This window comes from Salegentibacter salinarum, from assembly GCF_900168115.1.
GTDB lineage: Bacteria > Bacteroidota > Bacteroidia > Flavobacteriales > Flavobacteriaceae > Salegentibacter > Salegentibacter salinarum.
Window position 1 is genome coordinate 16,050 of the sequence record NZ_FUZC01000015.1, and the last position, 26,686, is coordinate 42,735.

Consider the following 26,686-nt stretch of genomic DNA (forward strand, 5'->3'; position numbering starts at 1 on the left):
AACCTAATTATAAAACTTATAATTAGCAAAATATTAACTAATCGCTATTTAATCTGCGGGTTTTATTTTTAACTCTACCAATTCTATTTTGGTATTAGAAACTTCCAGGATTTTAAATAAAAAATTATCTACCTCTAATTCTTCATTTTGCTGGGGAATTTCCTCGGTATGATTTACAATATATCCACCAAGGGTTTCATAATTTTCCCCCTCGGGAATATTGAATTTATAATTTTCATTCAGATAATCTACTTCTAAACGGGCTGAAAATTTATAGTGATTTTCCCCTAATTCTTCTTCAGTAAGTACCACAGGATCGTGTTCGTCTTCAATCTCTCCAAAAAGCTCCTCTACAATATCTTCTACGGTTATCATTCCGCTGGTTCCACCGTACTCATCTATAACTACAGCTATACTTTTGCGTTTTTTAGTAAGGTTATTTAAAACATCTTTTACCCACATCGTTTCGGGCACAAAAACCACTGGTAATAAAATAGATTTTATAGACTCCGGCTTTTTAAAAAGTTCGAAGGAGTGTACATAGCCAATAACATCGTCTATGGTTTCATTATAAATTAAAAGTTTTGAAAGCCCGGTTTCGGTAAAAGTATTTACGAGATCCTTTGGCGCCTGGTGTTGATCTACTGCAATAATCTCGGTTCTTGGCACCATCACTTCCCTGGCTCTTATATCTGAAAACTGTAACGCATTTTGAAAGATCTGAATTTCAGAATCTACTTCATCATCATCTTCTACGGTTTCCATTTGCTCGTTGATAAAATTTCCCAGTTCAACTTTACTAAAAGCAAGTTGTACCTCGTCTCCTTCGGTTTTAAAAAATCTTTTCAGAATAACATCGGAAATCCATATTACAAAAGAGGAAATAAAGCTAAAAACCAGGTAAAAAATATAGGCAGGCACCGCGAAAAATTTCAACATAGTGTTCGCGTAAATTTGAAAAAACACCTTTGGAAGAAATTCGGCCGTAAGCAAAATTACCAGGGTAGAAATCACGGTTTGAGTAAATAAGTTGAGATCTACGATCAGATATTTTAAAAAAGCATTATTTACAGGCTGAAACCCCTCAAGCCAAACCATAAGCAAATCGCCCATAAAAAAACCATACACTACCAGGGCAATATTATTCCCCACCAGCATAGTAGCAATGAATTTTGAAGGTTTTTTGGTTAACCTTTTAAGAACAGTGGCCAGAAAATCGTTTTGGCGCTTTTCTATTTCTATAAAGATTTTGTTTGAAGAAATATAAGCGATTTCCATCCCGGAAAAGAAAGCAGATAAAATTAAGGAAAGGACAATGATAATAATTTCAACCTCCATTATTCCTGCTTGTTACGCTCTTCTATTTTTCGCCTAAACCTTCTTTTGAAGAAGAACATGAAGATAGATATTACCACGAAAAAGATGAACAAATATGCCCTGCTACGCTCGGTATTCCAAATTCGAATACTCTCATACATAAAGAATGCTGCTATAAACAAATAAGCGTATTCAAAATATTTAAAATATTTACTCATCTGATTTATTGTCTTTTATAATTTGAATTCCCACATTGGTTCTGGAGCGAAAATTACCGAAATTTTGATTAGCATCAAAACCTTCACTTTCGTTAACCCCTCCGTTGGGATCTTTTATAGTGTTTGGCTTATCGGTAAAAACCCAGCTTATATTCTGGTCCCAAAACAATTGCGAAGCTTCCAGTCGCATACTGTCGGCGGTATGAATTACCACGTTACCCTGTAAATCTATGAGGTTGGTGCCATCATAAATAATCCCGTAATCTGAAGTAACCGTACTTTTCTCGTTGTTTTCGTCAAAAATTTCCAATTCTAAACCCTCGGGAAATTCGCGGTAGGGAAATTCTTTATTTGTGAAATCCATCATTTTGGGGCTTTTTAAATTAGCCACCATTCTGCCAGAATCGGTATATTTCAGGTTAATCCCCTGGGCTATGGCCTGGGGAGCATCGCCCTCAATTTCCAATGCCCGAATTTCATTAAGATTACCCTGGCATGAAAAAAGCATTGTCACGCCGGTTAGCGTGACAATGCCTGTTATTATTTCCTTATATGTTAATCTCATATTACATTTGTGGGATACGCACGGTTTCCCCGATCCAACATCCAATTTGTATTGCTTCACCGGCACTTCTACCTCCCTGGAACACATCAGATTTTTGAGGCGCTCTACCTTTGTAAGCAGTAGCAGTTTCATTTGCGTTAGATGCAATAGAAGGATCTACTCTCGCAGCTCTGGCAGCATAATCTGCAGCTAACCAATACACAGCTCTTTTATCAAAAGTAGTTTCACCACAGTCATTAGCACTTTGAGCAATCATATTAGCGATTTGCAAATATGCATTACCTAAAGATGGCTTAGCCTCCAATGCTCTTCTATAGTAATTTCTAGCTTGAGAAAAACTGCCTCTTTCTTTATAGTTAGAAGCAATTCTATAGTAAATTCTAGCTTTATCGTTAGGATCTTCCTCTAACTCTGCAGCTTCGTTATAGTATTCTAAAGCCTTTGTTCTATCTCCATCGGCTTCAGCCAACTGTCCTAAAGAGTAAGCAGAATTTGCAGAAGGCTCTAACTGGTGTAATGCTTCAGAAACCTGGAAGAATAATGGATCTTCGGTACAATCTTTAGCAGATAATCTCGCGTTGGCATTCTGTAACCAATCTACATCAGATTTTTTCTCCTCGAAATCTTTCTTATAAAGAGGAATTAAATTATCACAATCTGCTCTTGCACCTAATTTAGCATTTAATGCATTTTTTACGCTGTTATAATTCTTCAAATTAATTTCAGCATATTGAATTTGCTTTTTCTCTTTAGCGTTAAGCTCTTCTCCAGCCTCCTGCTTCTCAAGAAGTGGCGCTAAATTCTCGGCAGCATCATTTTCTTCTTCTTCAATTTTTGCCATTACTTTATCGTAATTATCAAAAACATCCTGAAGTTCTCTTTCGCCTGCATCCTGCATGTCTACCATTAACTGAAAATAAGCATAAAGACCTTTTGGACTTGTGAAATTATCACGATCTTCAGTATAAGCTTTATCAAAAGCATTATAAAGCTCTTCGGTAGTCCCTGTTTTATTATCAAATCTCACCTGAGCGATATCAGCATATATTTTTCCTTTAGAAGTTTTATTTGGGAACAATTCCAAACGCTCTTCCCAAAGGCTGATAAGCTCTTCAATATATTGCTCTTTTTCGGCACCTTCAGCATTTTCTATTTTATACTCAAGAGCCCGCTCTCCATACTGGAAAGTTGCTAAACTATATTTTGGACATTCTTCCCTAACCTTCATTAAAGGTTCGTAAGCGGCCTCATAATCTTTAGCTTTTGCATCGTCATAAGCCAAGGCAGCCATTGTTGCACAATCATTAGACTGAGCGCTTAGAACACTTGAACCTAAAACGGCTCCCGTAATTAATGCTATAAATCTCGCTTTCATTTTCTTGTTTATTATTGTGGTTAATTAAATTTTCTTCTTTCAAACCATCTTCTGGCTTCGGTAAGGGAAAGCCCTACGGAAAGCCTGAAAAAATCTTCCTGAATTAAACCTGAATCTGTGGTACCGCGCTGTCCATACTCAAATCCAAGGTTTATATTAGAAAATCCCGGTCCTACAGGTAGTCCAACTCCAAAAGTGATGCCAAACTCATTAATGTCCTGATTATTGATATTTAAACCTGTCTCTTCAAACCTGAATCCTGCCCGGTATACAATACGATTAAAATAATTTGTAATTGAATTATATTGTGGAATAAAATAACCACCAAACTTATATTGTGAAGCATTTGCAAAGTTTGCATTTGCACCTCCAGCACCGCTTACACTTAAAAATGAATTATCATCTGTACTTACATATTCCCCACCAAAAAACCATTTATTAGGTCTTCCCAGACCTAAACCAATAGTGTATTTAGCCGGTAATGTTAACTCAGAATCAGCAACACTAATATCGCGCTCCTCTACTACAGATTCCCCACCGTTGGGTGAAAATGCAATAGTGGCTAATTGCCTGGAATTTTCAGCATCTATATTTGTGGTTGGTGAATAAGTAGCCGCCGCGTGAAGTTTAAGTCCGTTTTCTAACCTCTGCTGAAAATCGGCTCCAAAATTATAACTAAAGCCCAGTAAATCTGACCTGCTTATATCACGAGAACCTAACTGAACCTCATCCCTTATAAGCGTTCTGTGATTTTGAAGGTTTCCGAAATTATAATTCACATCGATTCCAAGGCTTAAAGAAGGAATTACCTGATATCCGGCTGAAAGAAAAACTTTATTCATCCCGCCACGACCTTCAAGCCTGCTGGCCACATCTTCTCTAATATCCAGAATTTGATATCCTACCGAGGTATATGGTAATACTCCAAAAGCAAAACCAAGGTTTCCTCCAACCGGTACGCCAATAGCTAAATAATCTAACGATGAAACTTTCGCATTATCTTCTGCAGCATCGGAATTTAAGGTTAATCTCTCGTGAGAACCTCCTAAAGCGTAAGTGGTTCTTCTTAATCTCCCGTACCCTGCAGGGTTTCTAAGGTTAAGGTGAATACTGTCTGAAAACATACTTAAGCCACCCATAGACCTGTTTTCTACAGTTCCTTTAAAAGTGTTAAGTCCAATTCCGTAATAAGAATAGGGTGAAGATACATTCTCCTGAGCTGTAGCAACAACTGTAAAAAAAACAGCTACGATTACTATAAATCGTTTAATCATTGAGTCTTGTTAAATTCTAAAATGTAGTTTAATCCCTTTAAAAGAAAATTCGGGTTGGCAAATATGCCATTTTTTACCCGCTTTGACAAAATTTGCGTATCCCCTCCTGTTAAAATAATTGTTAAATATTTATAATCAGCCCTATAGCGATCAATTATTCCATCAAGCTCGGCTAATACGCCGTTTAATACGCCGGATAAGATACTTTCTTGAGTAGAATTGCCAATTAAAGCAACATTTTCCTCTAATTCTACTAACGGAAGTTTGGCAGTAAAATTATGAAGCGCTTTTAAACGCATGTGTAAACCGGGGGATATAGCGCCGCCTAAATATTCATCTTTATCATTCTTAAAATCGAAAGTAATACAGGTCCCGGCATCTATAATTAGCAAGTTTTTATTCTTATACTCTTTTGCTCCCGCCGCCACTAATGCTAAGCGGTCTTTTCCTAAAGTTTGAGGAGAAGCATATTTATTTTTAAATGGAAGTTTGGTATTTTCTCCCAGGACAAAGAGTTCCGTCTCTTTTTTTAGCATTTTTTCTATTTCCGAAGTATCCTTTATTACCGAAGAAAGCATAGAAAAAGTTATTTTCGGATGTTCTTTTTTTATTTGCTGAAATTTTTCTGAAAATTTTTCAAATGAAAACACATAAGACCTCAAAAGTTTAGCATCCTGAAAAACAGCACTTTTTACGGCAGAATTACCAACATCAATAATTAAATTCATAGCAATTAGTTGTTCCGGCTAAATTACAAAAGCATTTTTTTAAATTTTCCTTTGTGAGATTATAAAAATGGATATATATTTGCAACCGCTTATAACAAAGCAACTGGTGCCTTAGCTCAGTTGGTAGAGCAAAGGACTGAAAATCCTTGTGTCCCTGGTTCGATTCCTGGAGGCACCACCTTAAAAGCCCGATACACTTAGTGTTTTCGGGCTTTTTTAATTTTAACCTCAATAGGTTTCCAGGAAAGATTTTCAAACTTTCTTAAAAACAAAAAAGCCTCTTTCCGAATACACGGAAAAAAGCTTCTCATTGGTTAGCCAAATCCACACAACATAGGATTAACTGGCTAACTACACGCCCTGAATTACCAGGGCAAACAACACAACTTAATTTTAATACTAAAAGTGAAATATCAACTTCTAGGGTTGGGGTATAAACCCAAATTTTTTATATACAACCAATGACTTAACCCGGTCTCTAATATTTAATTCTCCCTCCTATTCCCCGTGGGTTTAAAAGAGGGCTGGCAAATATACAATTTCTTCTTTCTATTATACAAATAAAAGTTTTCTATGCTTATTTTATGAAAATCTCAATATTGCAATTTATGTAAATCCAGAATTTCAGAATTAGCTATTTTATCTTTTTAAATTAAATATTTGGTTTCAGCCTTTGGGCCGCGAGCTTTTTATATTTTTGAGCATATGAAGCACTATTACTGCTTGTTTTTTAGCCTGGGTATTTTGCTCTGGGGCTGTCAAAAAAAAGAAGTGAATACCGAGGAGGATAAAAAATCGATTGATTCGGTTTCATATTACTATGAAAAAGCCAAAGCAAACGATTCTATTCCGCATAAAATAAGTTTCTTGAATAAAGGGCTTGAGAAAATTCAACAAGAATCCGATACCTTATTACCGATATTGCTCGACTACAAAATCTACTATCACAACCGGTTAAAAGAATATGACAGCTCCCTGGTTTTTGCTGATAGCCTTAAGCGCGTAGCAAACTTTCAAAAAGATACAAACTGGATTGCACTGTCTTTTTACCGAAAAGCGGTTATTAATCGCTATTTAGATAATCAGGAAACAGTTTTTAAAAATGCTTTTGAATCCCGGAAGCGATATCTTCAATTAAGAGATAGTACAAAAGCTGCCCGCCGTAGCCTAGAAATGGCAATTGCTCAAAGTCGAATGCAGGATTATACTGGCAGCCAGGAATCGGCTACAGAAGCTTTACGCTATCTCAATGAAGAAAAAGATACTCAATATCTATGCAGTGCTTACAATATTATTGCTATTGCATATCGCAATCAGGGTTTTTATAAGGATGCAATAAAAGAATACCAAAATGCACTTCACTATGCCCAAGACCTGGAAGATAGTCTGACATACCATAATAATATAGGTCTGGTTTACCAGGCTCAGAAAAATTATAAAAAAGCGGATTCTGTTTTTAAGGAAATTCTGTCAAAAGTTTCAGAACAGGATTATAAAGCCCGGGCACGTTACCTGGATAACCTGGCTTTTAATAAATGGTTGCAGGATGCAGAAAAGAATATTTCCGTAGAATTATTAAAGGCATTACAGTGGCGTAAAGAACACGGTGACAAGACCGGCATAAAAGCAAGCTATGCACATTTATCGCAATATTATGAAAATCGAGATAAAGAAAAAGCAATTGATTATGCCGAAAAATGGCTAAAAACCGGAGAAGCAACTAACACACTCTTAGCTCAAACAGCTGCACTGAAACGGCTTATTAAGCTGAATGCTGGAGAAACCGGTGAAACGAATTATGTCTCTGAATATATCCGATTAAGCGACAGTTTGAATAAAGTAAGTTTACAGGCAAAAAACACTTTTGCTAAAATAAAATTTGATGAAGAGCGCAAACAGCAGCAGATTTCCGGTTTAGAGACTTCTTCAGCATTGCAAGCACTGGAAAACCAGGAAATAAAAACAAGAAATTACATTCTATTCTTTTTTGTCATTTTGATAATTGGTTTCACGGTTTTTATCACCTATTATAATCGGCAAAAGCATAAAAAAGAGAAAATAAAGGAAATCTATAATACTGAAACCCGAATTTCTAAAGTAATTCACGACGAACTTGCAAACGATGTGTACAATGTTATGAGCAGCATAGAAGCAATTGCCCCTACTGAAACAATGGATAAACTGGAGCAGATTTACAGCCGTACACGAAATATCTCCAGAGAGAACAGGGATATTACTACGGGCCCCGGTTATTCAAATCACCTAATGACATCGCTTTCAAGCATTTGTCCCGACAACACAAGGTTAATTGTCAGCGGAGAAAAGAATATTACCTGGACTAAGATTAAGGCTGAAAAAAAACTAGTAATCTATAGGGTATTACAAGAAATTATGGTGAATATGAAAAAGCACAGTAACGCCAGATTCGTTGCTTTGATTTTTAATGAAGAAGGAAAACACCTAAAAATTGATTATTCTGATAATGGGGAAGGGAGTTCTATGCAAGCTATCAAAACCGGAAATGGACTGCAAAATGTGGAAAACCGTATTTTTTCTATAAATGGAAAACTTACTTTTGAAACTGAAAAGGGTAAAGGATTAAAAATCACGATCCTAGTTCCGTTATAAATATTATCATGTTTAAAAGAGTCCTAGTTGCAGAAGATATGGACAGTATCAATCAGGCTGTTTCCATTATTTTAAAAGATCTCGGAATTACAGAAGTTTTTCATTCACAGTATTGCGACCAGGCCTGGTTAAGGGCTAAGAAAGCAATTAAGGATAATCATCCTTTTGATTTACTCATTTGCGACCTTTCTTTTAAGCAGGATTATAGAGATGAAAAAATACCTTCGGGACAGGAACTTATTTCAATCTTAAAAAATGAAGATCCAAACCTAAAGGTTATTGTAAATTCTATTGAAGATCATCCGCAAACCGTTCGTGATCTATGGAATTCCGGCAATATTGACGCTTATGTTTGTAAAGATCGCACCGGACTTAAAGATTTGAAGGAGGCGATTAAAACAGTAAGTAATAACAAGCAATACAATTCTCCTTCCATTCAAAAAGCGCTCAAACAGAAAAACCTGCTTAGCCTTAACGAATTTGAGATAAATATTGTGAAATATCTCTCCAATGGTTACACCCAGGATGAAATTGAAAGAGAGTTGAAGAAGAAAAACATAAAGCCTAGCAGCAGAAGCGCTATAGAGAAGCGTTTAAAGGAGCTACGCGAAGAATTTAAGGCAAATACCAATCCACACCTTATTGGGATTATGAAAGACCTAAAATTGATTTAAAAGCGATTATTTTTTTGCAGACTACATCATCAAACACCTAATAACTCTTAGCCCCTCTTTAAATTTTCCTGACGATAAAATTTATTTTTAATAAAAAAAACATTCGGTGCAGATTGGCTACCGGATGGTTCATTCACACACTTACTAAACTTATGCAAGATTAAGAGACTGCTGTAATTAAATTACACAACCGTTTGCGTAATAAGACGATTTTTTAAAGCTAAATTTTCACTTAAAAAACTATTTTACAGGGGATATTATCTATATTAACTTACGAATACGATTGATTTTTTCATATTTTTACCCGAAACATTAAAACCAATTTTAAAATGAAACTAAAACAAAGCCTTCCAATTTTATTACCGGCGCTTATTGCCTTTGGTTGCAAGGATAACAACAAACAGGAGGAAAAAGACGAGGTAGCTGAAGATTCTCTAGCCCAACAAGATACTATCAGATATCACTCAGAGCCTTTAATCACCGATCATTATACCGCAGATCCTTCAGCTCATGTTTTTGAAGATAAAATATTTATTTATCCCTCGCATGACTGGGATTCTGGAAAACCTGAAGATGATACTGGAAACCATTTTAATATGAAGGATTACCACGTTTATTCTATGGAAGATCCTAACGGTGAAGTAACCGATCATGGGGAAGTTCTCACAGTTGAAGACGTGGCCTGGGCGGAACGCCAAATGTGGGCCCCCGATGCCGCTGAAAAAGACGGTAAATACTACCTTTTCTTCCCTGCAAAAGATAAAGACGATATTTTCAGAATTGGAGTAGCCACATCTAATAACCCCGAAGGTCCTTTTACCCCGGAAGAAGAACCAATTGAAGGTAGCTACAGTATAGATCCTGCGGTTTATAAAGACACCGATGGTGAATATTATATGTATTTCGGCGGAATTTGGGGAGGCCAGTTACAACGTTGGCAAACCGGCGAATTTGCTGAAGAGGACGAATATCCTGCTGATGATGAACCAGCACTAAGACCAAAAATCGCTAAGATGAGCGATGATTTATTGAGTTTTGCTGAAGAACCAAAAGATGTTGAAATCTTAGATGAAAACGGAGAGCCTATCACCACAGGTGATAACGACCGTAGATTCTTTGAAGCAGCCTGGGTTCACCAGTATAATGATAAATATTATTTCTCTTATTCTACCGGGGATACCCATAATATTGCTTACGCCATAGGCGACAGCCCTTATGGTCCCTTCACTTATCAGGGAGTAATTTTAGAGCCGGTTGTAGGTTGGACCAACCACCACTCTATAGTTGAATACGAAGGGAAATGGTATTTATTCTATCACGATAGTTCACTTTCAGAAGGAAAAACATACTTAAGAAGTATGAAAATGATGGAAATTGAATATGATGAAGATGGAAAAATAAAAACAATGCAGTCTTATACTGAATTGGACTAAAAAAGCAATCTGTTATTATAAAAAAGCTGCTGATAATCAAATATCAGCAGCTTTTTTTGCCTTATATTAATATTGATTATTATCTAACTGAAGCATTCTAAACTTAAAAACCGATGCAAGGCTGCACCGGTTTTCTCTGTATCTAAAAGGCTATAAACAACTATTAGTCCCTATAGACTTCATCATTTCCCGAATAGCGGAACCAGTTAAATAAAGCTTTATTATTACTTGGTTTTCCATTAGAAGTAGTGTAAAGTCCTAAATTTACACCTACAAATCCACCGGCTACCTGCGTGCTAAGAAATTTACCATCCTGAGTTTCTCCCAGTTGCTGCCAGTCGTTTCCTGTTTTGTAGAAGAAAGTATATTCGTCTTCTTCAAACTCCAGTTTAAATTCAACTTCAGATACTGAATTATCTAATGAAACGCTTTTTATTAATTCATCCGACTTATATAATTGCACAACAGGTTTTTCATTTTCTTTTGAAAGGGCTGCGTAATAATAATGGGTCTCTTTCTGAAAAGCAAGTAAGCCGGCCTTCTCATTTTCCGTTTCTGCATCAAATTCCACGGAAATGGATACTTCACCAATTATATGCTGCTGCCTATGACCAAGATAACTAGGATTGGCTTTACCTTCCACAGTTTCAGGACGGGTTTTAAAACTAATACCCTCAGCTCCGTCTTTTAAATCGTACCATGTAGTTTTGGGATTTCTAAGCATCATCCAGCTTAGCGGCAGCTCATTCTTTGCAAATTTTTCTTCAAAAGAAAAATTACCGTTAAGTGGAAATAAATCTTCCTTGAGATCAACGCCCTCAGGCAAGGGATAAGAATATTTAATCTCCTCTCCATCTAAATCAAAAATAGGCCAATCATTTTCCCATTTTACAGGAGTTAAAAAAGTTTCCCTTCCGGTATTATAAAGATCGCCTTCGTAAGGTCTTACGGCAAGGAAAACTCCGTACCAATCTCCGTTAGGATGCTGAACAATATCAGCGTGCCCGGCCGAGGTAATAGGGTTCTCACGATTAGGATCTAGATGGCGCTGGGTTAAGATCGGATTTTCTTCAAAAGGAATAAATTCATCATCAATACTGGTGTTCCGGTAAATCATTTCAGAGTGGTTCACCGCGGTTCCTCCTTCGGCTGTCATTAAATAATAATAGCCGTTTAATTTATAAATTCGCGGTCCTTCCGCCCAAACGGGTTCAGTAGAAATATCTACACCACCATCTACTAAAATTCGGTTATCATCAATAGTTTTGAGGTTTTCTTTATCAAATTCAATTATTCTAATAGTTCGGTGGCCGTCATATTTAGCTTCGTTATTTGGTGGCTCACTGTTATAAACCATGTAAGATTTCCCGTTGTCATCAAAGAATAACCCCGGATCAATTCCACTAACCTCTGGAAGCCAAACCGGGTCGGACCACGGACCGGCAGGATCTTCTGCAGTCATTACAAAATTTCCTTTTCCATCAACAATGGTACAGGTTAAATAGTAAGTGCCGTCATCAAAACTAATATCGGGTGCAAATACTGCGCGTGAAGTTCCAAACCCATGCAGGTCAACCTGCTCTGGCCTATGGATTACATTTCCTACCTGTTTCCAATTCACCAAATCGGTACTATGAAAAATCGGTATGCCGGGATAAAAGGCAAAGGTAGAATGTACCATATAAAAATTCCCCTCGCCATCATCGGTAATAGCGGGGTCTGGATACCATCCGGCTAAAATAGGATTTAAATAATTTTCCTGCGCAGCACTGCCGAATGCAATAAATAAAAACAATGAACTAAATAATAATTTTCTCATAATAAACGCAATCGATTGTTAGCTCAAATATATGGTTATTTTATATTAAATTAATTTAATATGATTAAAAAAGAGAAATTTGATTGTAAATGTGTCAATTTTTATGCAACCATAAAAAAATGTTTCGTAATATTGTTGCACAACCTTATTTTAGTGTTTATTTGATGAAAAAGAAAGAAGTTACTATTTATGATCTAGCAAAAGAGCTAAACTATTCTCCTTCCACTATTTCAAGAGCTTTAAACAACCATAAAAGTATTGGAAAGAAAACCATTAAAAAGATTCAAAAAACTGCAGAAGAATTTAATTATCGCCCCAATGCCTTAGCTGCTAGTTTAAGAAATAATACTTCCAGAAGCATCGGAATAACGATTCCGAAGATAAATCATCCCTTTCAAGCCTCTTTGATTACAGGAATTGAAAAAGCCGCTAGAAAAGCGGGTTATAACGTGATCATCACACAATCTGATGATAAATACAAAAATGAAGTTGATAACGTAAAAGCTTTATACGACGCTAGAGTTGGAGGCTTAATTGTTTCTTTAGGAATTGAAACTAGAGACACCAGCCATTTTGATCAATATGTCAAACAAAATATACCTATTGTATTTGTAGACCGGGTACCTGAGAATTTTAATTCCTACCGTGTTATTATTGATAATCACGCTGCTGGATACCGTGCTACGAAACACTTAATAGAACAAGGATGTAAAAGAATTGCACATTTCGCTGGAGCTCAACACGTTAATGTTTATAACTTGAGAAAGAAAGGATACGTGGATGCACTTAGAGAATCTGGACTTCAAGTTGACGAAGAACTCATATTGGATATGAAAACCCTTAGTTTTGAAGAAGGAAAGAAGGCAACCGAAATGTTATTAAAACTTGATAATCCTCCAGACGGTATCTTTTCTGCTAACGATACTGCAGCAGTTAGTGCTATTTTATACGCTAAGGGAAAGGGAATTAAAATTCCTGAAGAACTTGCTGTTATAGGTTTTAACAACGATCCAATTTCTCAAATAGTAGAACCTACACTCTCTACCGTTTCGCATCCCGCACAAAAAATGGGAGAAATATCTACAAAAAGAATTTTAGAACACTCTACGCGTAAGCTGGACACTGCTGTTTCAGAAATAACGATGTTAGATACTGAAATTATTATAAGGGATTCCAGTAAAAGAAAGTAAATAAGGTTTATTAAAACCCGAATAACTCCGGAAGCCAAAGGCTCAAAAACGGAAAAATTATCACCAGAATTAAGGAAACCAACATTCCCACAAAAAGTGGCAGTAAAGGTTTTACCACTTTTTGAATAGTGGTATTTGCAACTCCTACCCCAATAAATAAAACCGCACCTACGGGTGGTGTACAGAGGCCTATACATAAATTAAGGATCATTATTACTCCAAAATGTACCGGGTCCATACCCATAGCTACTGCAACGGGAAGAAATATTGGAGTAAAAATTAATACCGCTGGGGTCATATCCATAAAAATTCCGACAAACAATAAAATCAGGTTTATTAAAATAATCACTACGAAAGGATTATCACTAAAACCTAATAAAGCTGAAGTTACTTCCTGCGGAATATTCTCGTAAGACATAACCCAGGACATTGCAATAGACATTGCGATAAGTAGCATTACCAAAGAAATTGTTCCTACTGATTCTACCAGGACGGTTTTAAGTTTAGAGAAATTCAATTCTTTATAAAGAAAAGCCAGAATCAGGCAATAGACAACTGCTACAGATGAAGCTTCAGTCGCAGTAAATATGCCCCCAACAATTCCGCCAATAATAATTATCAATAACAGCAAACTGGGAAGGGCATCAAAAAAAGACTTCATAATATGCTTAAAAGAGCTTCTTTTTCCGGTAGGAAAACCTTTTTTCTTGGCCCAGACTAATGCTATAGCCATTAGGATTAAACCGGTAAGAATTCCCGGAATATATCCGGCTAAGAACAAAGCACCAATACTCACCCCGCCACTGGCAAGGGAATAAATAATGAAAATATTACTCGGTGGAATTAAAAGTCCGGTGGTGGCCGAAGTTACATTTACAGCAACACCATATTCTTTGGTATAGCCTTCCTTTTCCATCCTTTCAGACATAAAACTTCCAATAGCGGCAGCGGCAGCACCGGCAGAACCTGCAATAGCTCCAAACATCATAGCAGCTACAATATTTACGTGCGCCAAACCACCGGGTAAAGCTCCAACCAGGGACTTTGCGAATTCAATTAATCTTTTAGCAATTCCGCCACTATTCATAATATGTCCGGCAAGTATAAAAAACGGAATAGCGAGTAAAGAAAAACTATCTAAACCGGTAGCCACTCTCTGGGAAATAGTAGTAAAAGCCGGAATAGTATCTACACTAAATAACAACGTTAGCACTGAAGCTATCCCAATACTCCAGGCAATTGGAACACGAATTCCCACCAAAACTATAAAGCTAAAAATTAAAACAAATATTTCCATTCACCGATTTGCTTTTAATTCCTGTAAAGTTCGCTGCATTTGCATCCATTTAAAATAAATGATCATTAGGCCTGAAATGGGCAAAACCAGATACACAAAACCCATAGGCAAACCTAATGCTGCAGATGTTTGTTCCAGCTTAAAGGAAACATAAACATACCTCCCTCCACCAATTACAAAAATTGAAGCGGTAAAAAGCATAATTATGAATTGAACCAGGAGATCAAGTTTTAATTTTGTCTTGACACTAAAGGATTTTGGAAGTAAATCTATAGTGATATGCGTATTTCTACCGGAAATATAAACAGCTCCAAAAAGACTAACCCAAATGAGCATAAAACGCGCCAGTTCATCTGTCCAGGAGCTTTGGTCTGCCAGAAGATAACGACTGCATACCCCCCATAAAACGCTAAATAACATTACCGTAACCAGGCAAACTACCAACCATTCTAAAAACCAGTTAAGCTTTCTACTCATTTGCTAAGTTTTTAATTTCCTGAATGGTATTATATAATTCAGGTTCTGTTTTTTCTAGAACTTTAATTATATGATTACTTTTTTCCTTGAATAATTCTTTATCAGGATAAGTGACTTTCACCCCTTCTTTCTTGATCGCTTCCAAAGCTTCTTTTTCGGCAATTTCCCATAATTCCCGCTGTTTCACCGAAGCTTCCTGAGCAGCTTCCTGTATCCATTTTTTCTCTTCGGAAGAAAGCTTGTTATAAATCTGCGTGCTTATTACCAAAATATCAGGTATAGCCGAATGCTCATCTAATGAAAAGTTTTTACAAATTTCGTAATGTCTTGAAGTGTAGAAGCTGGGTAAATTATTCTCTGCTCCTTCTACCACACCTTGCTGAAGAGAGGTATAAAGCTCTCCCCAGGAAACCGGTGTAGGTGAACCCCCGAGGGCTTTTATAAGATTAATTGCCGTAGGACTTTGCATTACCCTAATTTTTAAACCTTTTAAATCTGCCGGCGTTTCAATGGGAGTATCTTTGGTATAAAATGAACGGCTACCTGCATCAAAATAGGTTAAGCCCCTTAACCAATACTGTTCTCCGTCTAAAAGAAGTTCATTCCCAAGTTCGCTATCATAAAGTTTATACCGATGCTCGCGGTCTTTAAAAATATAAGGATAGCCGAAAACGCGGAGTTTAGGCGAAAAATTTTCCATCACCGCGGATGATACTTTGGTCATCGCCAAACCGCCCAGCTGTAAAAGTTCCAAACTTTGCCTTTCAGAACCTAACTGCCCGCCGGGATAAACTTCTATGATTAGTTTTTCTTTAGATTTTTCTTCCACACGCTCTGCAAAAAAGGCTAAAGCCTGATGCACCGGATGGTCCAGGCTTAAACTATGTGCAAGTTTTAAAGACTTAGCCTCTTCTTTCTCACCACAGGAAATGAAAAAAATTGACGAAATAAAAAGTATGAAAACTGACCTCATTCAGATCTTATTTCAGAAATTATTTTCAGCACTTTGGCTACGTTGTTTTTTATAGATTCAAAGTCAGAATTTTCAACCAAATCCTTTGGAATAAGTGCTGAACCCATTCCAACACAAGTAACCCCGGTATTAAACCATTCCTTTATATTCTCTTTTTCAAGACTAACTCCTCCACTGGGCATAATTGAAGTCCAGGGTTGCGGACCTTTTATAGCTTTTACAAAACCGGGACCTAAAACAGCTGCCGGAAACAATTTTACTATTTCGCAGCCCAATTCTTCGGCCTGGCTTATTTCGGTTAAACTACCACAGCCGGGCAGGTATAACACTTTTCTACGATTACAAATTTTTACAACGTCTTCCCTAATTACCGGGCTTACTACGAATTCTGCTCCTAAATTCATATAAAGACTGGCAGTACCGGCATCAACAACCGAACCTACGCCAAGAATCATTTCGGGACATTCTTTTCGTGAAAATTTCACAAGATCCGAAAAGACTTCGTGAGCAAATTCTCCCCGATGAGTAAATTCAAAAAACCTTGCGCCCCCTTTATATACTGCAGTAAGTATTTCTTTAACCACTTCCCGATTCTGGTGATAGAATAAAGGCACAAGCCCTGATTCTTTCATTTTTATCGTTATTTCCGGTCTGGATAATTTTTTCATAATTTTATCTTTTAATTCTTCCTGATCCATCACCCTCAATCAACTCTAACACTTCTTCTTTGCTCACCTTATTAAAATCCCCAACAATAGAATGTTTTAAGCAAGAAGCAGCTGTCGCAAAATCCAGAGTTTTTTGATCTTCAAAATGCTGAAGTCCGTAGATTAGTGCTCCCATAAAACTATCTCCCGCTCCAACGCGGTCAACTATTGGATAAATATCATATTCTTTAGATGATAATAGCCCTGACCCTGTAAAAAGATCTGCCGACCATTTGTGATGAGACGCGTTCAATTCTTCACGATTTGTAATAGCGATTTTTTCTAAAGATGGGAACTTTTTAGTTAGAGCTTTAGAAAGTTCAGAATTACTCTGGATATCTTTTATATCGAAAAACTGGTTACAGGCATAAGAACCCGCAAGCAAAACATCGCTTTGCTCCACCAGTTTGGTCATCGTCTCTTTAGGATTTGCATCTTTGTATTGCCAAAGATTTCCGCGGAAATTAAGATCTCCGGAAATTTTAATTCCTTTACTTTTTGCCACCTTAACTGCGTGCAAACAAACTTTTGCTGCCTTTACTGAAATTGCCGGAGTAATCCCAGACCAGTGAAACCAGTTGCAATCTTTAAAAATCTCATCCCAGTCAAACCAATCCGGTTCTACTTTTGAAAAAGCTGAATTTTCCCGGTCATAAATTATTTTTCCGGCGCGGTTAATAGCACCCGTTTCCAAAAAATATAAACCTAATCGCTTCCCCTGAAATTTTATATGATTTAAACCAACGTTATTATTTCGTAAATCGTTTAATGCTGATTTTCCTAAATCGTTTTCGGGTAAAACACTTAAAAACTCGGTTTTCAAGCCAAAGTTTGTTGCGGTAATAAGCACATTTGCCTCACTCCCGCCGTACACCACTTTAAAATTATTTACCTGGGTAAACCTTAGCGCATCTTCGCAAGACAAGCGCATTAATAACTCTCCAAGGCTTACCAGCTTTTCCATAAATTACTTTTTGGTTATTCAGGAAATTGAAAATACGATTCTGCATTGTAATAACAGATATCCTGAATTATTTTTCCAATCCATTCCATATCTTCAGGAAGTTCTTTGTTTTCAATATCCTTTCCGAATAAATTACATAAAACGCGTCTAAAATATTCGTGCCTTGGTACAGAAAGAAAACTTCTACTATCGGTTAACATACCGACAAAACAGCTTATTAAACCCATATTAGATAATGAATTTAACTGCTTCTCCATCCCATCTTTTTGATCTAAAAACCACCAGGCAGAACCGTGCTGAATTTTTCCTTTTGGAGAATCACTCACAAAATTTCCGGCCATAGTAGCCATCACTTCATTATCTGAAGGATTAACATTATAAAGAATAGTTTTAGGTAAATCTTCATTTTTATTCAGCGTATCTAAAAATTTTGCCAGGGGTTTAGCCTGGTTTAAATCCCCAATACTGTCTACACCTGCATCTTTACCAATCTGGTTGAGTAATTTTGAATTAGTATCTCGCACCGGTCCCAGGTGTAATTGCATGGTCCAGTTCTTTTCAGCATACAAACTACCTAATTTAAGCAATAATGCCGACTGATATTTTTCTGATTCTTCAGTTGTAAGATTATCACCTGATAATTTTTTCCCGAGTAAATTATCTATTTCTTCCTTAGAAAAATCTTCAGCAAGCATCCGTTCCAAACCGTGATCTGAAAGTCTGCAACCGTGTTGATGGAAATATTCAATTCTGTCTGCTACAGCTTTCACCAGGGAATCAAAATCCTTAATATCTACTTGAGTTTGATTTCCAATTTTATCTAAATAAGCCGAAAAACCGTCGCTTTCAATATTCAGCAAAGCATCAGGTCTAAAGGTGGGAAGCACTTTTACTTCAAATCTATCTTCCGCAATTTTTTTATGATGCCTTAGATCATCGGCTGGATCATCGGTAGTGCAAACCACTTTTACATTCATTTTCTTTAACAAATTCCTGGTAGAATAAGCCTGGGTAGCAAGTAAGGAATTACATTGATTATAGATCTTTTTGGCATTTTTCTCATTCAGTAAATCGGTAATTCCAAAATAGCGTTGCAATTCTAAATGGGTCCAGTGATAAAGCGGATTTCGCATTGTATAAGGAACAGTTTCTGCCCATTTCTGAAATTTCTCCTCATCGCTACTATTTCCCGTAATATATTTTTCCTCAATACCAAGTGCCCTCATAGCACGCCATTTATAATGATCCCCGGCGATCCAAATCTCGGTCAGGTTCTTAAATTGTCTGTCTTCAGCGATATCTTTTACTGGCAAATGGCAGTGATAATCAATAATAGGCATATCTTTAGCATAGCGCTCATAAAGCTCTTTCGAATACCTATTTTTAAGAAGAAAATCTTCTTCAATAAAATTCGTCATTTAATTCAGTCTTTTCGGTTGTTATCTTAGTGTAAACACGGCTTCTTTAAATTGGACCGCACCTAATTCCAGACTTCTGGTTGAAGGGCTGGAACTTCCTATATAAATTTTAAATTCTCCTTTTTCTATTACACTTTCACCCTCGTTATTCACCAGCTCCATCATCTCAGGGGTGATTTCAAACTTTATTTCTTCGGAATTTCCTGCTTCTAAATTTATTCTTTTAATTCCGTAAAGCTGATACTTAGGAGCATTTACAGAAGTTTCCATATCTGAAACATACAACTGCACCACTTCTTCGGCTTCGCGATCTCCCACATTAGAAATTTCTATACTGGCCTCTAAATTTTGACCTTTTCTAATTTTTTCTTTCGATAATTTTATATCTGAAAATTGAAATTCTGAATAACTTAACCCATAACCAAAAGGATACATCGGTTCTGCATCCATATATTTATAAGTCCTACCTTTCATTGTGTAATCTTCGTAAGGAGGAAGATCGTCTAAGGATTTTGGAAAAGTAATCGGCAACCTGCCTGATGGAGAAACCCCTCCAAAAATAATATCTGCAACGGCGTTCCCACCTTCCTGGCCGGGATACCATACCATTAATACGGCATCGGCAAGTTCATGAACTTCTTCCAGGTTCATTGGGCTTCCTCCGGTTATCACCGCAATTACCGGGTTATCGCCTGCGGCTTCATTCAGTTTTCGTAAATAATCCAGCTGATTTTCAGGAAGATTATAATCCAACCTGTCTCCAAAAGTTTCAGAAGCTATAGATTCTCCTTCTTCGCCTTCTAAAACCCCAGAAATTCCTAACACCGCAATGGTAGCGTCGCTATTTTCAGCATTCGGCGAAGCCCAGTCCTGCGGGTTCGCATTGGGACGATCTAACAAAGTCCCCTGGCGATATTGCAACTGACTTTGAGGTTCTATTGCGCCAGCTATTCCTTCAATAATGGTAACCAAATTGGGATTTACACCGTGATAGTTTCCAAGTAAAATTTCAACACTCGTAGCATTTGGGCCCGTAATAAAATATTTTGCTAAATCATTTTTTAAAGGAAGTACGTTGTCATTCTTAAGCATCACTATAGACTTCTGCGCAGTCTCCCTGGCCAATGCGCGGTGCTCACTGGTATTTATAGCTTTTGCTGAAAGTTTTGAATAAGGATTATTTGCTGGCGAATCAAAAAGGCCAAGTTTAAACTTGGTTTTCATCAGTACAGCAAGTTGTTCGTCTATATCTTCTTCGGTCACCAAACCTTGATTTACGGCTTCCACCAAAGAAGGGTATACACTACCACAATTTAGGTTAACACCGCTTTTTATTCCCAGAGCTGCAGCTTCTTCAGGAGTTTCTACAACATCGTGACCGCCGTAAAAATCTTCCAAAGCCCAGCAATCGCTCACAATATGACCTTTAAAACCCCATTTTCCCCTAAGTACGTCGGTAAGCAAATATTCATTTGCACAACAAGGCTCGCCATTTGTGGCGTTATAAGCACACATAATAGTTTCTACCCCCGCATCTACAAGGGCTTCAAAAGCCGGTAAATAAGTTTCCCACAAATCCTTTTGAGAGGCTACCGCATTAAATTCGTGCCTTAATTTCTCAGGGCCGCTATGTACCGCGTAATGTTTTGCGGCAGCGGCTGTTTTAAGATATATATCATCGTCTCCCTGCAGGCCCTTTACAAAAGCTACTCCTAATTTGGCAGTAAGGAAAGGATCTTCCCCGTAAGTTTCCTGTCCTCTTCCCCACCGCGGATCACGGAAAATATTAATATTCGGTGTCCAAAATGTAAGTCCGCTGTATTGTCTTCTATACCCGTTTTCAACAGCTGTATTATGATTTCCCCGCGCCTCATCTGAAATTGCAGAAGAAACTTCAAAGATTAAATTTTCATCAAAAGTAGCCCCCATCCCAATAGCCTGTGGGAAGACTGTGGCAACCCCGGAGCGACCTATACCGTGTAATGCTTCATTCCACCAGTTATATTCCGGTATACCCAAACGCTCTATCCCAGGACTATCGTGCATCATCTGCATAGCCTTTTCTTCTAAAGTCAACCGATTGATTAAATCGGTAACTCTTCCATCTATACTTAATGACTCATTCCTAAAACCATAATCTTCAGCTTTCTCCTGGGCATTAATTGAACCGCAGTTCACTAATATTAAAACCAACAAAAAGGTACCCAATACTTTATAATTCATAATTCTACAGGATTAAAGTTCATAAGTCCTTAAATAAGAGCTTTTTTCTTAAAAATGTCTTAACAAATAAAACATAAATTTATTATAAACACAACCGATTGCATTCAAAATTTTGTCGGAAAGCTTTTTTTATCTAATTTTCAGCTCGCAATCGTTTGATAAAATTATAATGAATTTAAAGAAATTTATTTCCCTGGCCCTTTTTAGCCTTTTCGCTGTTAACATTCAAGCTCAGGAAGGATATGAACTCTGGTTAGATTATAAAGAAGTACAGGATCGTACAATTGAAAAAAATTATGCTGCCTTTTTAAATAATGTGGATATAATTGGAAATTCCTCTACAATTCAGGCTATTAAAGAGGAATTACAACTAGCTCGAGAAGGCTTTGGTTTTGACGATTCAGAAACCGGCGGTGATTCAAAATTGATTATTGGAGTGCAAAGTAAATTGCCATCCTCGCTTAGAAATCAGGCTAAAACTGAAAATCTGGAGGAGGAAGGTTATAACATCACTTCTCTTAAAAATGGGAAGACGATTTTAATTAGCGCAAATTCTGAGGTAGCGCTCCTTTACGGAACCTTTGGTTTGCTTCGTGAAATGCAGCAACAAAATGATATTTCAAATTTAAAAATTGAAGAAAAACCTAAAATACAGAAGCGTGTCCTCAACCACTGGGATAATTTAGACCGCACAGTGGAACGCGGTTATGCCGGTTTTTCTATTTGGGACTGGCATCTTTTACCCGAACTTATTAAACCCGAATATAAAGATTACGCCCGCGCAAATGCTGCGATAGGTATTAACGGTACGGTGCTCACCAATGTTAATTCCAATGCCTTAATATTAACTCCGCATTATATTGAAAAAGTAAAAGCCCTTGCTGAAGTTTTTCGACCTTACGGTATTCAGGTTTATCTTACAGCAAGATTTTCTGCCCCAATTGAATTAGGCGATCTTGATACTGCCGATCCTTTAAATGAAGATGTAAAGCAATGGTGGAAAAATATTGCTGACGAAATTTATGCTGAAATTCCCGATTTTGGTGGTTTTTTAGTAAAAGCTGATTCTGAAGGCCAACCTGGACCTTTTCAATACGACAGAACACACGTAGACGGCGCAAATATGCTGGCCGAAGCAGTTGCTCCCCATGACGGAATTATCATGTGGCGCGCCTTTGTATATTCAGAAGAAGATCCAGATGATCGTGCAAAACAAGCGTACGACCAGTTTATTCCCTATGACGGTAATTTTGCCGACAACGTATTGGTTCAGGTTAAAAACGGAGCGATAGATTTTCAGCCACGCGAACCTTTTCACCCTATGTTTGGTGCAATGCCAGATACTCCTTTGATGATGGAATTCCAAATAACCCAAGAATATTTGGGCTTCAGTTCTCACCTGGTTTTTCTTCCAAAATTGTTTGAAGAAGTTTTAGACGAAGATACTTATGCCGATGGTAAAAATTCTACGGTAGCCAAGGTTATTGACGGCACAAATTCGAATAAAAAGTTAACCGGAATCGCCGGGGTTGCCAATATTGGCACCGAAAAGAACTGGACAGGGAACCCATTTGGCCAGGCAAACTGGTACGGCTTTGGGAGATTGGCCTGGGATCCCTATATGGATTCTGAAGAGATCGCCCAGGAATGGTTAAGGATAAATTTTTCTAATGAGGAAGATTTTGTAAAAACTATGACCGATCTATTAATAGAATCCCGCGAAGCTGTGGTAAATTATATGACGCCTCTGGGCTTGCATCATATTATGGCCACCAGTCACCATTACGGTCCCGGGCCGTGGGTAGATGATCTGGGCCGGCCTGAATGGAATCCTGTTTATTACCATAAAGCTGATAAAAATGGAATAGGATTCGATAGAACCAGCTCTGGTAGTAATGCTTTAGCGCAATATGCGAAGCCTCTTGAGGAAAAGTATAGCAATCCTGAAACAACGCCTGAAAAATACTTACTGTGGTTTCATCACCTTTCCTGGGACTATGAAATGGATAACGGTAAAAAGCTATGGGATAATATAGCTCTACATTATCAAAAAGGAGTTGAACAGGTTGAAGAAATGCAGGCTACCTGGAACAAAATGGAACAGTATGTAAACGAACGGGAATTTAAAAAAACCTCGATGTTACTGGAAATACAGTTGAAAGAAGCAAAATGGTGGCGGGACGCCTGCCTGAGTTATTTTCAGCAATTTTCTGAGATGGAACTACCGGCAGGAGTACCTGAACCAGAACATAATTTAGAACACTATAAATCAATAGACCGTCCTTATGCGCCAGGCATCAATCCTTCCTGGTAACACAAAAATTAACAAAATGACCAAACCATTAACAGCAATCGTAACCGGTGCAAACGCCGGACTCGGTTTTGCCACGGCCAAAAAGTTCTGTGAAAAAGGAATTAAAACTTACGTAAACGGAAGAAATAAAGAAAAGACCGAACAAGCCTGTAAAGATTTAGGCGAAAACGCAATTCCCTTTATTCTGGATCTTAACGATTTAGATAAAATTCCCGCAGCGGTAGAAAAGATTGGGCAGGAAGCTGAAAGTATCGACATACTGGTAAATAATGCCGGGATCAATATGAAAAAGGAATTCCTGGAAGTTACCAACGAAGAATTTCAGAATATTTTACACACTAATGTCCTGGGACTTTTTGCTATTAGCCGCGAGGTGGCCAAAATAATGAAGAAACAAAATTCTGGAAGCATAATTAATATCAGCTCTATGGCTGCACAGTATGGTATTCCTAAAGTTATCGCTTATTCTGCAAGTAAAACCGCTGTAGACGGAATGACGCGTGCTATGGCGGTTGATTTGGCTGAATTTGGTATTCGCGTAAATGCCGTGGCGCCAGGATTTATTGAAACCAATATGTCCAGAAAAGCTTTAGATAATGATCCTGAAAGAAAAAATAGGGTTTTATCCAGAACACCAATGGGTAAATTAGGTCAACCTTCAGATATCGCCGATGCCGTTTACTATTTTGCCACTACCGAATCCTCCTTCGTTACAGGAACAATTTTACCGGTTGATGGTGGAAATTCAATAGGATTTTAGGATGATTAAAATGACTCAAACAATGCGATGGTACGGTCCTAACGACGTGTTATTGCTCAAGGATTTAAAACAAGCCGGAATAACCGGGATAGTTACCGCCCTGCACGAAATTCCCGTGGGAGATATTTGGACTGAAGAAGCCATTCTGGAACGAAAAAATCTTATAGAAAGCTACGGCCTGGAATGGAGCGTAATAGAAAGTCTGCCGGTTCACGAAGACATAAAAAAAGCCTCGGGCAACTATAAGCAATACATAGAAAATTATAAAATAAGCCTTCAAAATATTGGCAAATGCGGTATTCGTGTTGTTGCCTATAATTTTATGCCAATCCTGGATTGGGTGCGTACAGATCATTATCACGAAAATGAAGAAGGCGCTTTAGTTCTAAAATACGATCCTTTAAAGTTTGCTTATTTCGACCTGTTTCTATTGAAAAGAAAAAATGTAGAAAAAGATTATACCGAAGAGCAGATTACTGCAGCAAAAAAAGTAGGTGATAATCTTTCCTCCGAGGAAAAAGAAGAACTGTTTAAAAATATTCTTTTAGGATTACCGGGAAGTACCGAAAATTTTACTGCAGAAATCATTAAAGACCTACTGGATTCTTATTCTCATATTAACGACGAAAAATTACGGGAAAACCTCGTTAATTTTTTATCTGAAGTTACCCCTACGGCCGAAGAAAGCAATGTAAATCTCGCTATTCATCCGGATGATCCACCGTTTTCGGTATTAGGCTTACCCCGCGTAGTGAGTAATCACGAAGACCTGAAATTTATCTTTGAAAATGTAAAAAGCAAAGCCAACGGACTTTGTTATTGCACCGGTTCTTTAGGTGCCAATCCTGCGCACGATCTTCTTGAGATTTATGATGAATTTGAAGAAAGAATTCATTTTTTACACCTTAGAAATGTAAATAAGAAAATAACCGGAGTCTTTATGGAATCTGACCACCTGGATGGCGATGTTCCAATGGTAGAGGTGGTGAAACGCATTTTAAAAACAATGCGAAAAAGAAATCAAAGTATCCCAATGCGCCCGGACCATGGCTACCTGCATACTTTAGAAGCCGATAAAAATTATTATGCAGGCTATTCTTTTATAGGCAGGTTAAAAGGGCTCGCTGAATTGCGCGGACTAGAATTAGGACTACAGGAATCATTAAATTAAAACTATGAAATCAATAAAAATACTTCAAAAATCGGTTTTTATTCTGGCAATTGCTGCTGCGTTTACCGCCTGCAAATCCAGTACCGATTCGGAAGAAAAAGAAGCTAAGTCTCAAACGGAAGATTCTTCAGAAATGGGGCTGAAAGATTACTACGAGGATTATTTCCCAATGGGCGTGGCGGTTGCGCCAAATTCTGTCAAAGGGAAATCAGCTGAATTGATCAAGAAAGAATACAACAGTATCACGCCAGAAAATGTGATGAAAATGGGACCCATACATCCCGAAAAAGATAAATTCTATTGGGAAGACGCCGATCTGCTCGCCGAATTTGCTAAAGAAAATAACTTAAAAATGCGAGGCCACGCCCTGGTTTGGCACCAACAAACAGGCGGTTGGATTTTTAAAAATGAAAATGGCGGCAAAGTAAGTAAAGAAGAATTACTGAAAAGAATGAAGAATCATATAGATTCGGTTGTTCCTCGTTATTCAGATATTATTTATGCCTGGGATGTTGTTAACGAAGCCGTAGCCGATGATTCTACCAAAGTTTATCGAGAATCAGAATGGTTGGAAATTGCGGGAAAAGATTTCTTGGTAAAAGCTTTTGAATATGCCCGCGAAGCAGATCCAAATGTAAAGTTATTTTACAACGATTATAACGCCATTATTCCTGAGAAAAGAGACAGGATTATTGAATTATTAAAATATCTCCAGCAGAATAATGCTCCAATTGATGGGGTGGGAATCCAGGCACACTGGTCAATTCACAGTCCTTCAGAAGAAGAATTAAGAGAAGCCCTGGATTTGTATTCAGAATTAGGCCTGGAAATTCAAATTACCGAGCTTGATGTTTCACTTTATCCGTGGGAAAAAGAACGACGCGAACTTAAAGAAGGCGAATCAGATGAGTTTACTCCAGAACTTGAGCAAAAACAAATTGAGGCCTACGATATGTTTTTTAGGGTTTTCAGGGATTATAAAGATGTAATTACCGGGGTGACTTTCTGGAATATTTCAGACAGATATTCCTGGTTAGACACCTACCCGGTTGCAGGTAGAAAAAACTATCCGCTATTATTCGATGAGAATTTTGAACGGAAAAAAGCTTACGAAAAAGTGGTTGAATTTGAAACTCAACCAGAAACCAAAACTCCTTAAGA

The 26,686-nt window shown here is 37.5% G+C and carries 21 protein-coding genes and 1 tRNA gene; 9 read left to right on the forward strand and 13 right to left on the reverse strand.

Annotated features, from left to right (window positions below):
• Positions 1–48 precede the first annotated feature (48 nt).
• From B5X53_RS15480 to B5X53_RS15505, 5 genes are all read right to left on the reverse strand, one after another.
• Positions 49–1,338 carry a hemolysin family protein gene (locus B5X53_RS15480; RefSeq protein WP_079714140.1) on the reverse strand — a complete coding sequence of 430 codons (1,290 nt, stop codon included), beginning with the start codon at positions 1,336–1,338 and terminating at the stop codon, positions 49–51.
• A 189-nt stretch (positions 1,339–1,527) separates the two neighbouring features.
• Positions 1,528–2,100, reverse strand: coding sequence for an LPS export ABC transporter periplasmic protein LptC (gene lptC, locus B5X53_RS15490; protein WP_079714142.1), 573 nt, complete (start codon positions 2,098–2,100; stop codon positions 1,528–1,530).
• Position 2,101: 1 nt separating this feature from the next.
• Positions 2,102–3,475, reverse strand: coding sequence for a tetratricopeptide repeat protein (locus B5X53_RS15495; protein ID WP_079714143.1), 1,374 nt, complete (start codon positions 3,473–3,475; stop codon positions 2,102–2,104).
• A 20-nt stretch (positions 3,476–3,495) separates the two neighbouring features.
• Positions 3,496–4,749 carry a BamG family beta-barrel-assembly machinery protein gene (locus B5X53_RS15500; protein ID WP_079714144.1) on the reverse strand — a complete coding sequence of 418 codons (1,254 nt, stop codon included), beginning with the start codon at positions 4,747–4,749 and terminating at the stop codon, positions 3,496–3,498.
• Complete coding sequence (locus tag B5X53_RS15505; protein ID WP_079714145.1) at positions 4,746–5,477, reverse strand: type III pantothenate kinase; 732 nt, start codon at positions 5,475–5,477, stop codon at positions 4,746–4,748. Before B5X53_RS15505 ends, B5X53_RS15500 begins: the two co-directional genes overlap by 4 nt.
• A gap of 105 nt (positions 5,478–5,582) precedes the next feature.
• On the opposite strand from B5X53_RS15505, the gene B5X53_RS15510 reads away from it, so the two are divergent.
• The 4 genes from B5X53_RS15510 to B5X53_RS15525 all read left to right on the forward strand — a co-directional run bounded on the left by B5X53_RS15510 (position 5,583) and on the right by B5X53_RS15525 (position 10,212).
• Positions 5,583–5,655: transfer RNA gene (locus B5X53_RS15510), tRNA-Phe, on the forward strand.
• Positions 5,656–6,182: 527 nt separating this feature from the next.
• A complete protein-coding gene (locus B5X53_RS15515; RefSeq protein WP_079714177.1) occupies positions 6,183–8,105 on the forward strand; it encodes a tetratricopeptide repeat-containing sensor histidine kinase in 1,923 nt (640 codons plus the stop codon).
• Positions 8,106–8,113: 8 nt separating this feature from the next.
• A complete protein-coding gene (locus tag B5X53_RS15520; protein WP_079714146.1) occupies positions 8,114–8,779 on the forward strand; it encodes a response regulator in 666 nt (221 codons plus the stop codon).
• Between the two features lie 329 nt (positions 8,780–9,108).
• Positions 9,109–10,212 (forward strand): glycoside hydrolase family 43 protein, encoded by a 1,104-nt coding sequence (locus B5X53_RS15525; protein ID WP_079714147.1) that lies wholly within the window; start codon positions 9,109–9,111, stop codon positions 10,210–10,212.
• Positions 10,213–10,375: 163 nt separating this feature from the next.
• Here the strand turns inward: B5X53_RS15525 and B5X53_RS15530 are convergent, their stop codons facing one another.
• Entirely contained in the window at positions 10,376–12,031 is a 1,656-nt protein-coding gene (locus B5X53_RS15530; RefSeq protein ID WP_079714148.1) for a glycoside hydrolase family 43 protein, read from the reverse strand.
• A 164-nt stretch (positions 12,032–12,195) separates the two neighbouring features.
• Here B5X53_RS15530 and B5X53_RS15535 point away from each other — a divergent pair, with 164 nt between their 5' ends.
• Positions 12,196–13,221, forward strand: a complete 1,026-nt coding sequence (locus B5X53_RS15535; RefSeq protein ID WP_079714178.1) for a LacI family DNA-binding transcriptional regulator — start codon at positions 12,196–12,198, stop codon at positions 13,219–13,221.
• A gap of 10 nt (positions 13,222–13,231) precedes the next feature.
• On the opposite strand, the gene B5X53_RS15540 is transcribed toward B5X53_RS15535, so the two are convergent.
• The 7 genes from B5X53_RS15540 to B5X53_RS15570 are packed head-to-tail and all read right to left on the reverse strand — an operon-like array spanning position 13,232 to position 21,280.
• Entirely contained in the window at positions 13,232–14,518 is a 1,287-nt protein-coding gene (locus B5X53_RS15540; protein ID WP_079714149.1) for a TRAP transporter large permease, read from the reverse strand.
• On the reverse strand, positions 14,519–14,995 hold the full coding sequence (locus B5X53_RS15545; RefSeq protein WP_079714150.1) for a TRAP transporter small permease: 477 nt from the start codon (positions 14,993–14,995) through the stop codon (positions 14,519–14,521).
• Positions 14,988–15,968, reverse strand: coding sequence for a TRAP transporter substrate-binding protein (locus tag B5X53_RS15550; RefSeq protein ID WP_079714151.1), 981 nt, complete (start codon positions 15,966–15,968; stop codon positions 14,988–14,990). Before B5X53_RS15550 ends, B5X53_RS15545 begins: the two co-directional genes overlap by 8 nt.
• Positions 15,965–16,636 (reverse strand): bifunctional 4-hydroxy-2-oxoglutarate aldolase/2-dehydro-3-deoxy-phosphogluconate aldolase, encoded by a 672-nt coding sequence (locus B5X53_RS15555; RefSeq protein ID WP_079714179.1) that lies wholly within the window; start codon positions 16,634–16,636, stop codon positions 15,965–15,967. Before B5X53_RS15555 ends, B5X53_RS15550 begins: the two co-directional genes overlap by 4 nt.
• Positions 16,637–16,640: 4 nt before the next feature.
• Positions 16,641–17,639, reverse strand: coding sequence for a sugar kinase (locus B5X53_RS15560; RefSeq protein WP_079714152.1), 999 nt, complete (start codon positions 17,637–17,639; stop codon positions 16,641–16,643).
• Positions 17,640–17,653: 14 nt separating this feature from the next.
• Positions 17,654–19,057 (reverse strand): glucuronate isomerase, encoded by a 1,404-nt coding sequence (gene uxaC, locus B5X53_RS15565; RefSeq protein ID WP_079714153.1) that lies wholly within the window; start codon positions 19,055–19,057, stop codon positions 17,654–17,656.
• 21 nt (positions 19,058–19,078) lie between these two features.
• Entirely contained in the window at positions 19,079–21,280 is a 2,202-nt protein-coding gene (locus B5X53_RS15570; protein WP_079714154.1) for a glycoside hydrolase family 3 C-terminal domain-containing protein, read from the reverse strand.
• 169 nt (positions 21,281–21,449) lie between these two features.
• Here B5X53_RS15570 and B5X53_RS15575 point away from each other — a divergent pair, with 169 nt between their 5' ends.
• From B5X53_RS15575 to B5X53_RS15590, 4 genes are read left to right on the forward strand one after another with little or no spacing between them, the layout of a single operon-like run.
• Complete coding sequence (locus B5X53_RS15575; protein ID WP_079714155.1) at positions 21,450–23,594, forward strand: alpha-glucuronidase family glycosyl hydrolase; 2,145 nt, start codon at positions 21,450–21,452, stop codon at positions 23,592–23,594.
• Positions 23,595–23,610: 16 nt separating this feature from the next.
• Positions 23,611–24,354, forward strand: a complete 744-nt coding sequence (locus tag B5X53_RS15580) for an SDR family NAD(P)-dependent oxidoreductase (protein WP_079714180.1) — start codon at positions 23,611–23,613, stop codon at positions 24,352–24,354.
• A gap of 22 nt (positions 24,355–24,376) precedes the next feature.
• On the forward strand, positions 24,377–25,525 hold the full coding sequence (gene uxuA, locus B5X53_RS15585; protein WP_232764085.1) for a mannonate dehydratase: 1,149 nt from the start codon (positions 24,377–24,379) through the stop codon (positions 25,523–25,525).
• A gap of 4 nt (positions 25,526–25,529) precedes the next feature.
• The gene (locus B5X53_RS15590; RefSeq protein ID WP_079714157.1) at positions 25,530–26,684 is read left to right on the forward strand and encodes an endo-1,4-beta-xylanase; all 1,155 of its coding nucleotides are present in this window, start codon (positions 25,530–25,532) and stop codon (positions 26,682–26,684) included.
• The last annotated feature ends 2 nt before the right edge of the window (positions 26,685–26,686 follow it).

Excerpts from the sequence above, each read along its gene's own strand:
- B5X53_RS15480 (WP_079714140.1), bottom strand. The coding sequence starts at position 1,338 with ATGGAGGTTGAAATTATTATCATTGTCCTTTCCTTAATTTTATCTGCT.
- lptC (WP_079714142.1), bottom strand. The coding sequence starts at position 2,100 with ATGAGATTAACATATAAGGAAATAATAACAGGCATTGTCACGCTAACC.
- B5X53_RS15495 (WP_079714143.1), bottom strand. The coding sequence starts at position 3,475 with ATGAAAGCGAGATTTATAGCATTAATTACGGGAGCCGTTTTAGGTTCA.
- B5X53_RS15500 (WP_079714144.1), bottom strand. The coding sequence starts at position 4,749 with ATGATTAAACGATTTATAGTAATCGTAGCTGTTTTTTTTACAGTTGTT.
- B5X53_RS15505 (WP_079714145.1), bottom strand. The coding sequence starts at position 5,477 with ATGAATTTAATTATTGATGTTGGTAATTCTGCCGTAAAAAGTGCTGTT.
- B5X53_RS15515 (WP_079714177.1), top strand. The coding sequence starts at position 6,183 with ATGAAGCACTATTACTGCTTGTTTTTTAGCCTGGGTATTTTGCTCTGG.
- B5X53_RS15520 (WP_079714146.1), top strand. The coding sequence starts at position 8,114 with ATGTTTAAAAGAGTCCTAGTTGCAGAAGATATGGACAGTATCAATCAG.
- B5X53_RS15525 (WP_079714147.1), top strand. The coding sequence starts at position 9,109 with ATGAAACTAAAACAAAGCCTTCCAATTTTATTACCGGCGCTTATTGCC.
- B5X53_RS15530 (WP_079714148.1), bottom strand. The coding sequence starts at position 12,031 with ATGAGAAAATTATTATTTAGTTCATTGTTTTTATTTATTGCATTCGGC.
- B5X53_RS15535 (WP_079714178.1), top strand. The coding sequence starts at position 12,196 with ATGAAAAAGAAAGAAGTTACTATTTATGATCTAGCAAAAGAGCTAAAC.
- B5X53_RS15540 (WP_079714149.1), bottom strand. The coding sequence starts at position 14,518 with ATGGAAATATTTGTTTTAATTTTTAGCTTTATAGTTTTGGTGGGAATT.
- B5X53_RS15545 (WP_079714150.1), bottom strand. The coding sequence starts at position 14,995 with ATGAGTAGAAAGCTTAACTGGTTTTTAGAATGGTTGGTAGTTTGCCTG.
- B5X53_RS15550 (WP_079714151.1), bottom strand. The coding sequence starts at position 15,968 with ATGAGGTCAGTTTTCATACTTTTTATTTCGTCAATTTTTTTCATTTCC.
- B5X53_RS15555 (WP_079714179.1), bottom strand. The coding sequence starts at position 16,636 with ATGAAAAAATTATCCAGACCGGAAATAACGATAAAAATGAAAGAATCA.
- B5X53_RS15560 (WP_079714152.1), bottom strand. The coding sequence starts at position 17,639 with ATGGAAAAGCTGGTAAGCCTTGGAGAGTTATTAATGCGCTTGTCTTGC.
- uxaC (WP_079714153.1), bottom strand. The coding sequence starts at position 19,057 with ATGACGAATTTTATTGAAGAAGATTTTCTTCTTAAAAATAGGTATTCG.
- B5X53_RS15570 (WP_079714154.1), bottom strand. The coding sequence starts at position 21,280 with ATGAATTATAAAGTATTGGGTACCTTTTTGTTGGTTTTAATATTAGTG.
- B5X53_RS15575 (WP_079714155.1), top strand. The coding sequence starts at position 21,450 with ATGAATTTAAAGAAATTTATTTCCCTGGCCCTTTTTAGCCTTTTCGCT.
- B5X53_RS15580 (WP_079714180.1), top strand. The coding sequence starts at position 23,611 with ATGACCAAACCATTAACAGCAATCGTAACCGGTGCAAACGCCGGACTC.
- uxuA (WP_232764085.1), top strand. The coding sequence starts at position 24,377 with ATGCGATGGTACGGTCCTAACGACGTGTTATTGCTCAAGGATTTAAAA.
- B5X53_RS15590 (WP_079714157.1), top strand. The coding sequence starts at position 25,530 with ATGAAATCAATAAAAATACTTCAAAAATCGGTTTTTATTCTGGCAATT.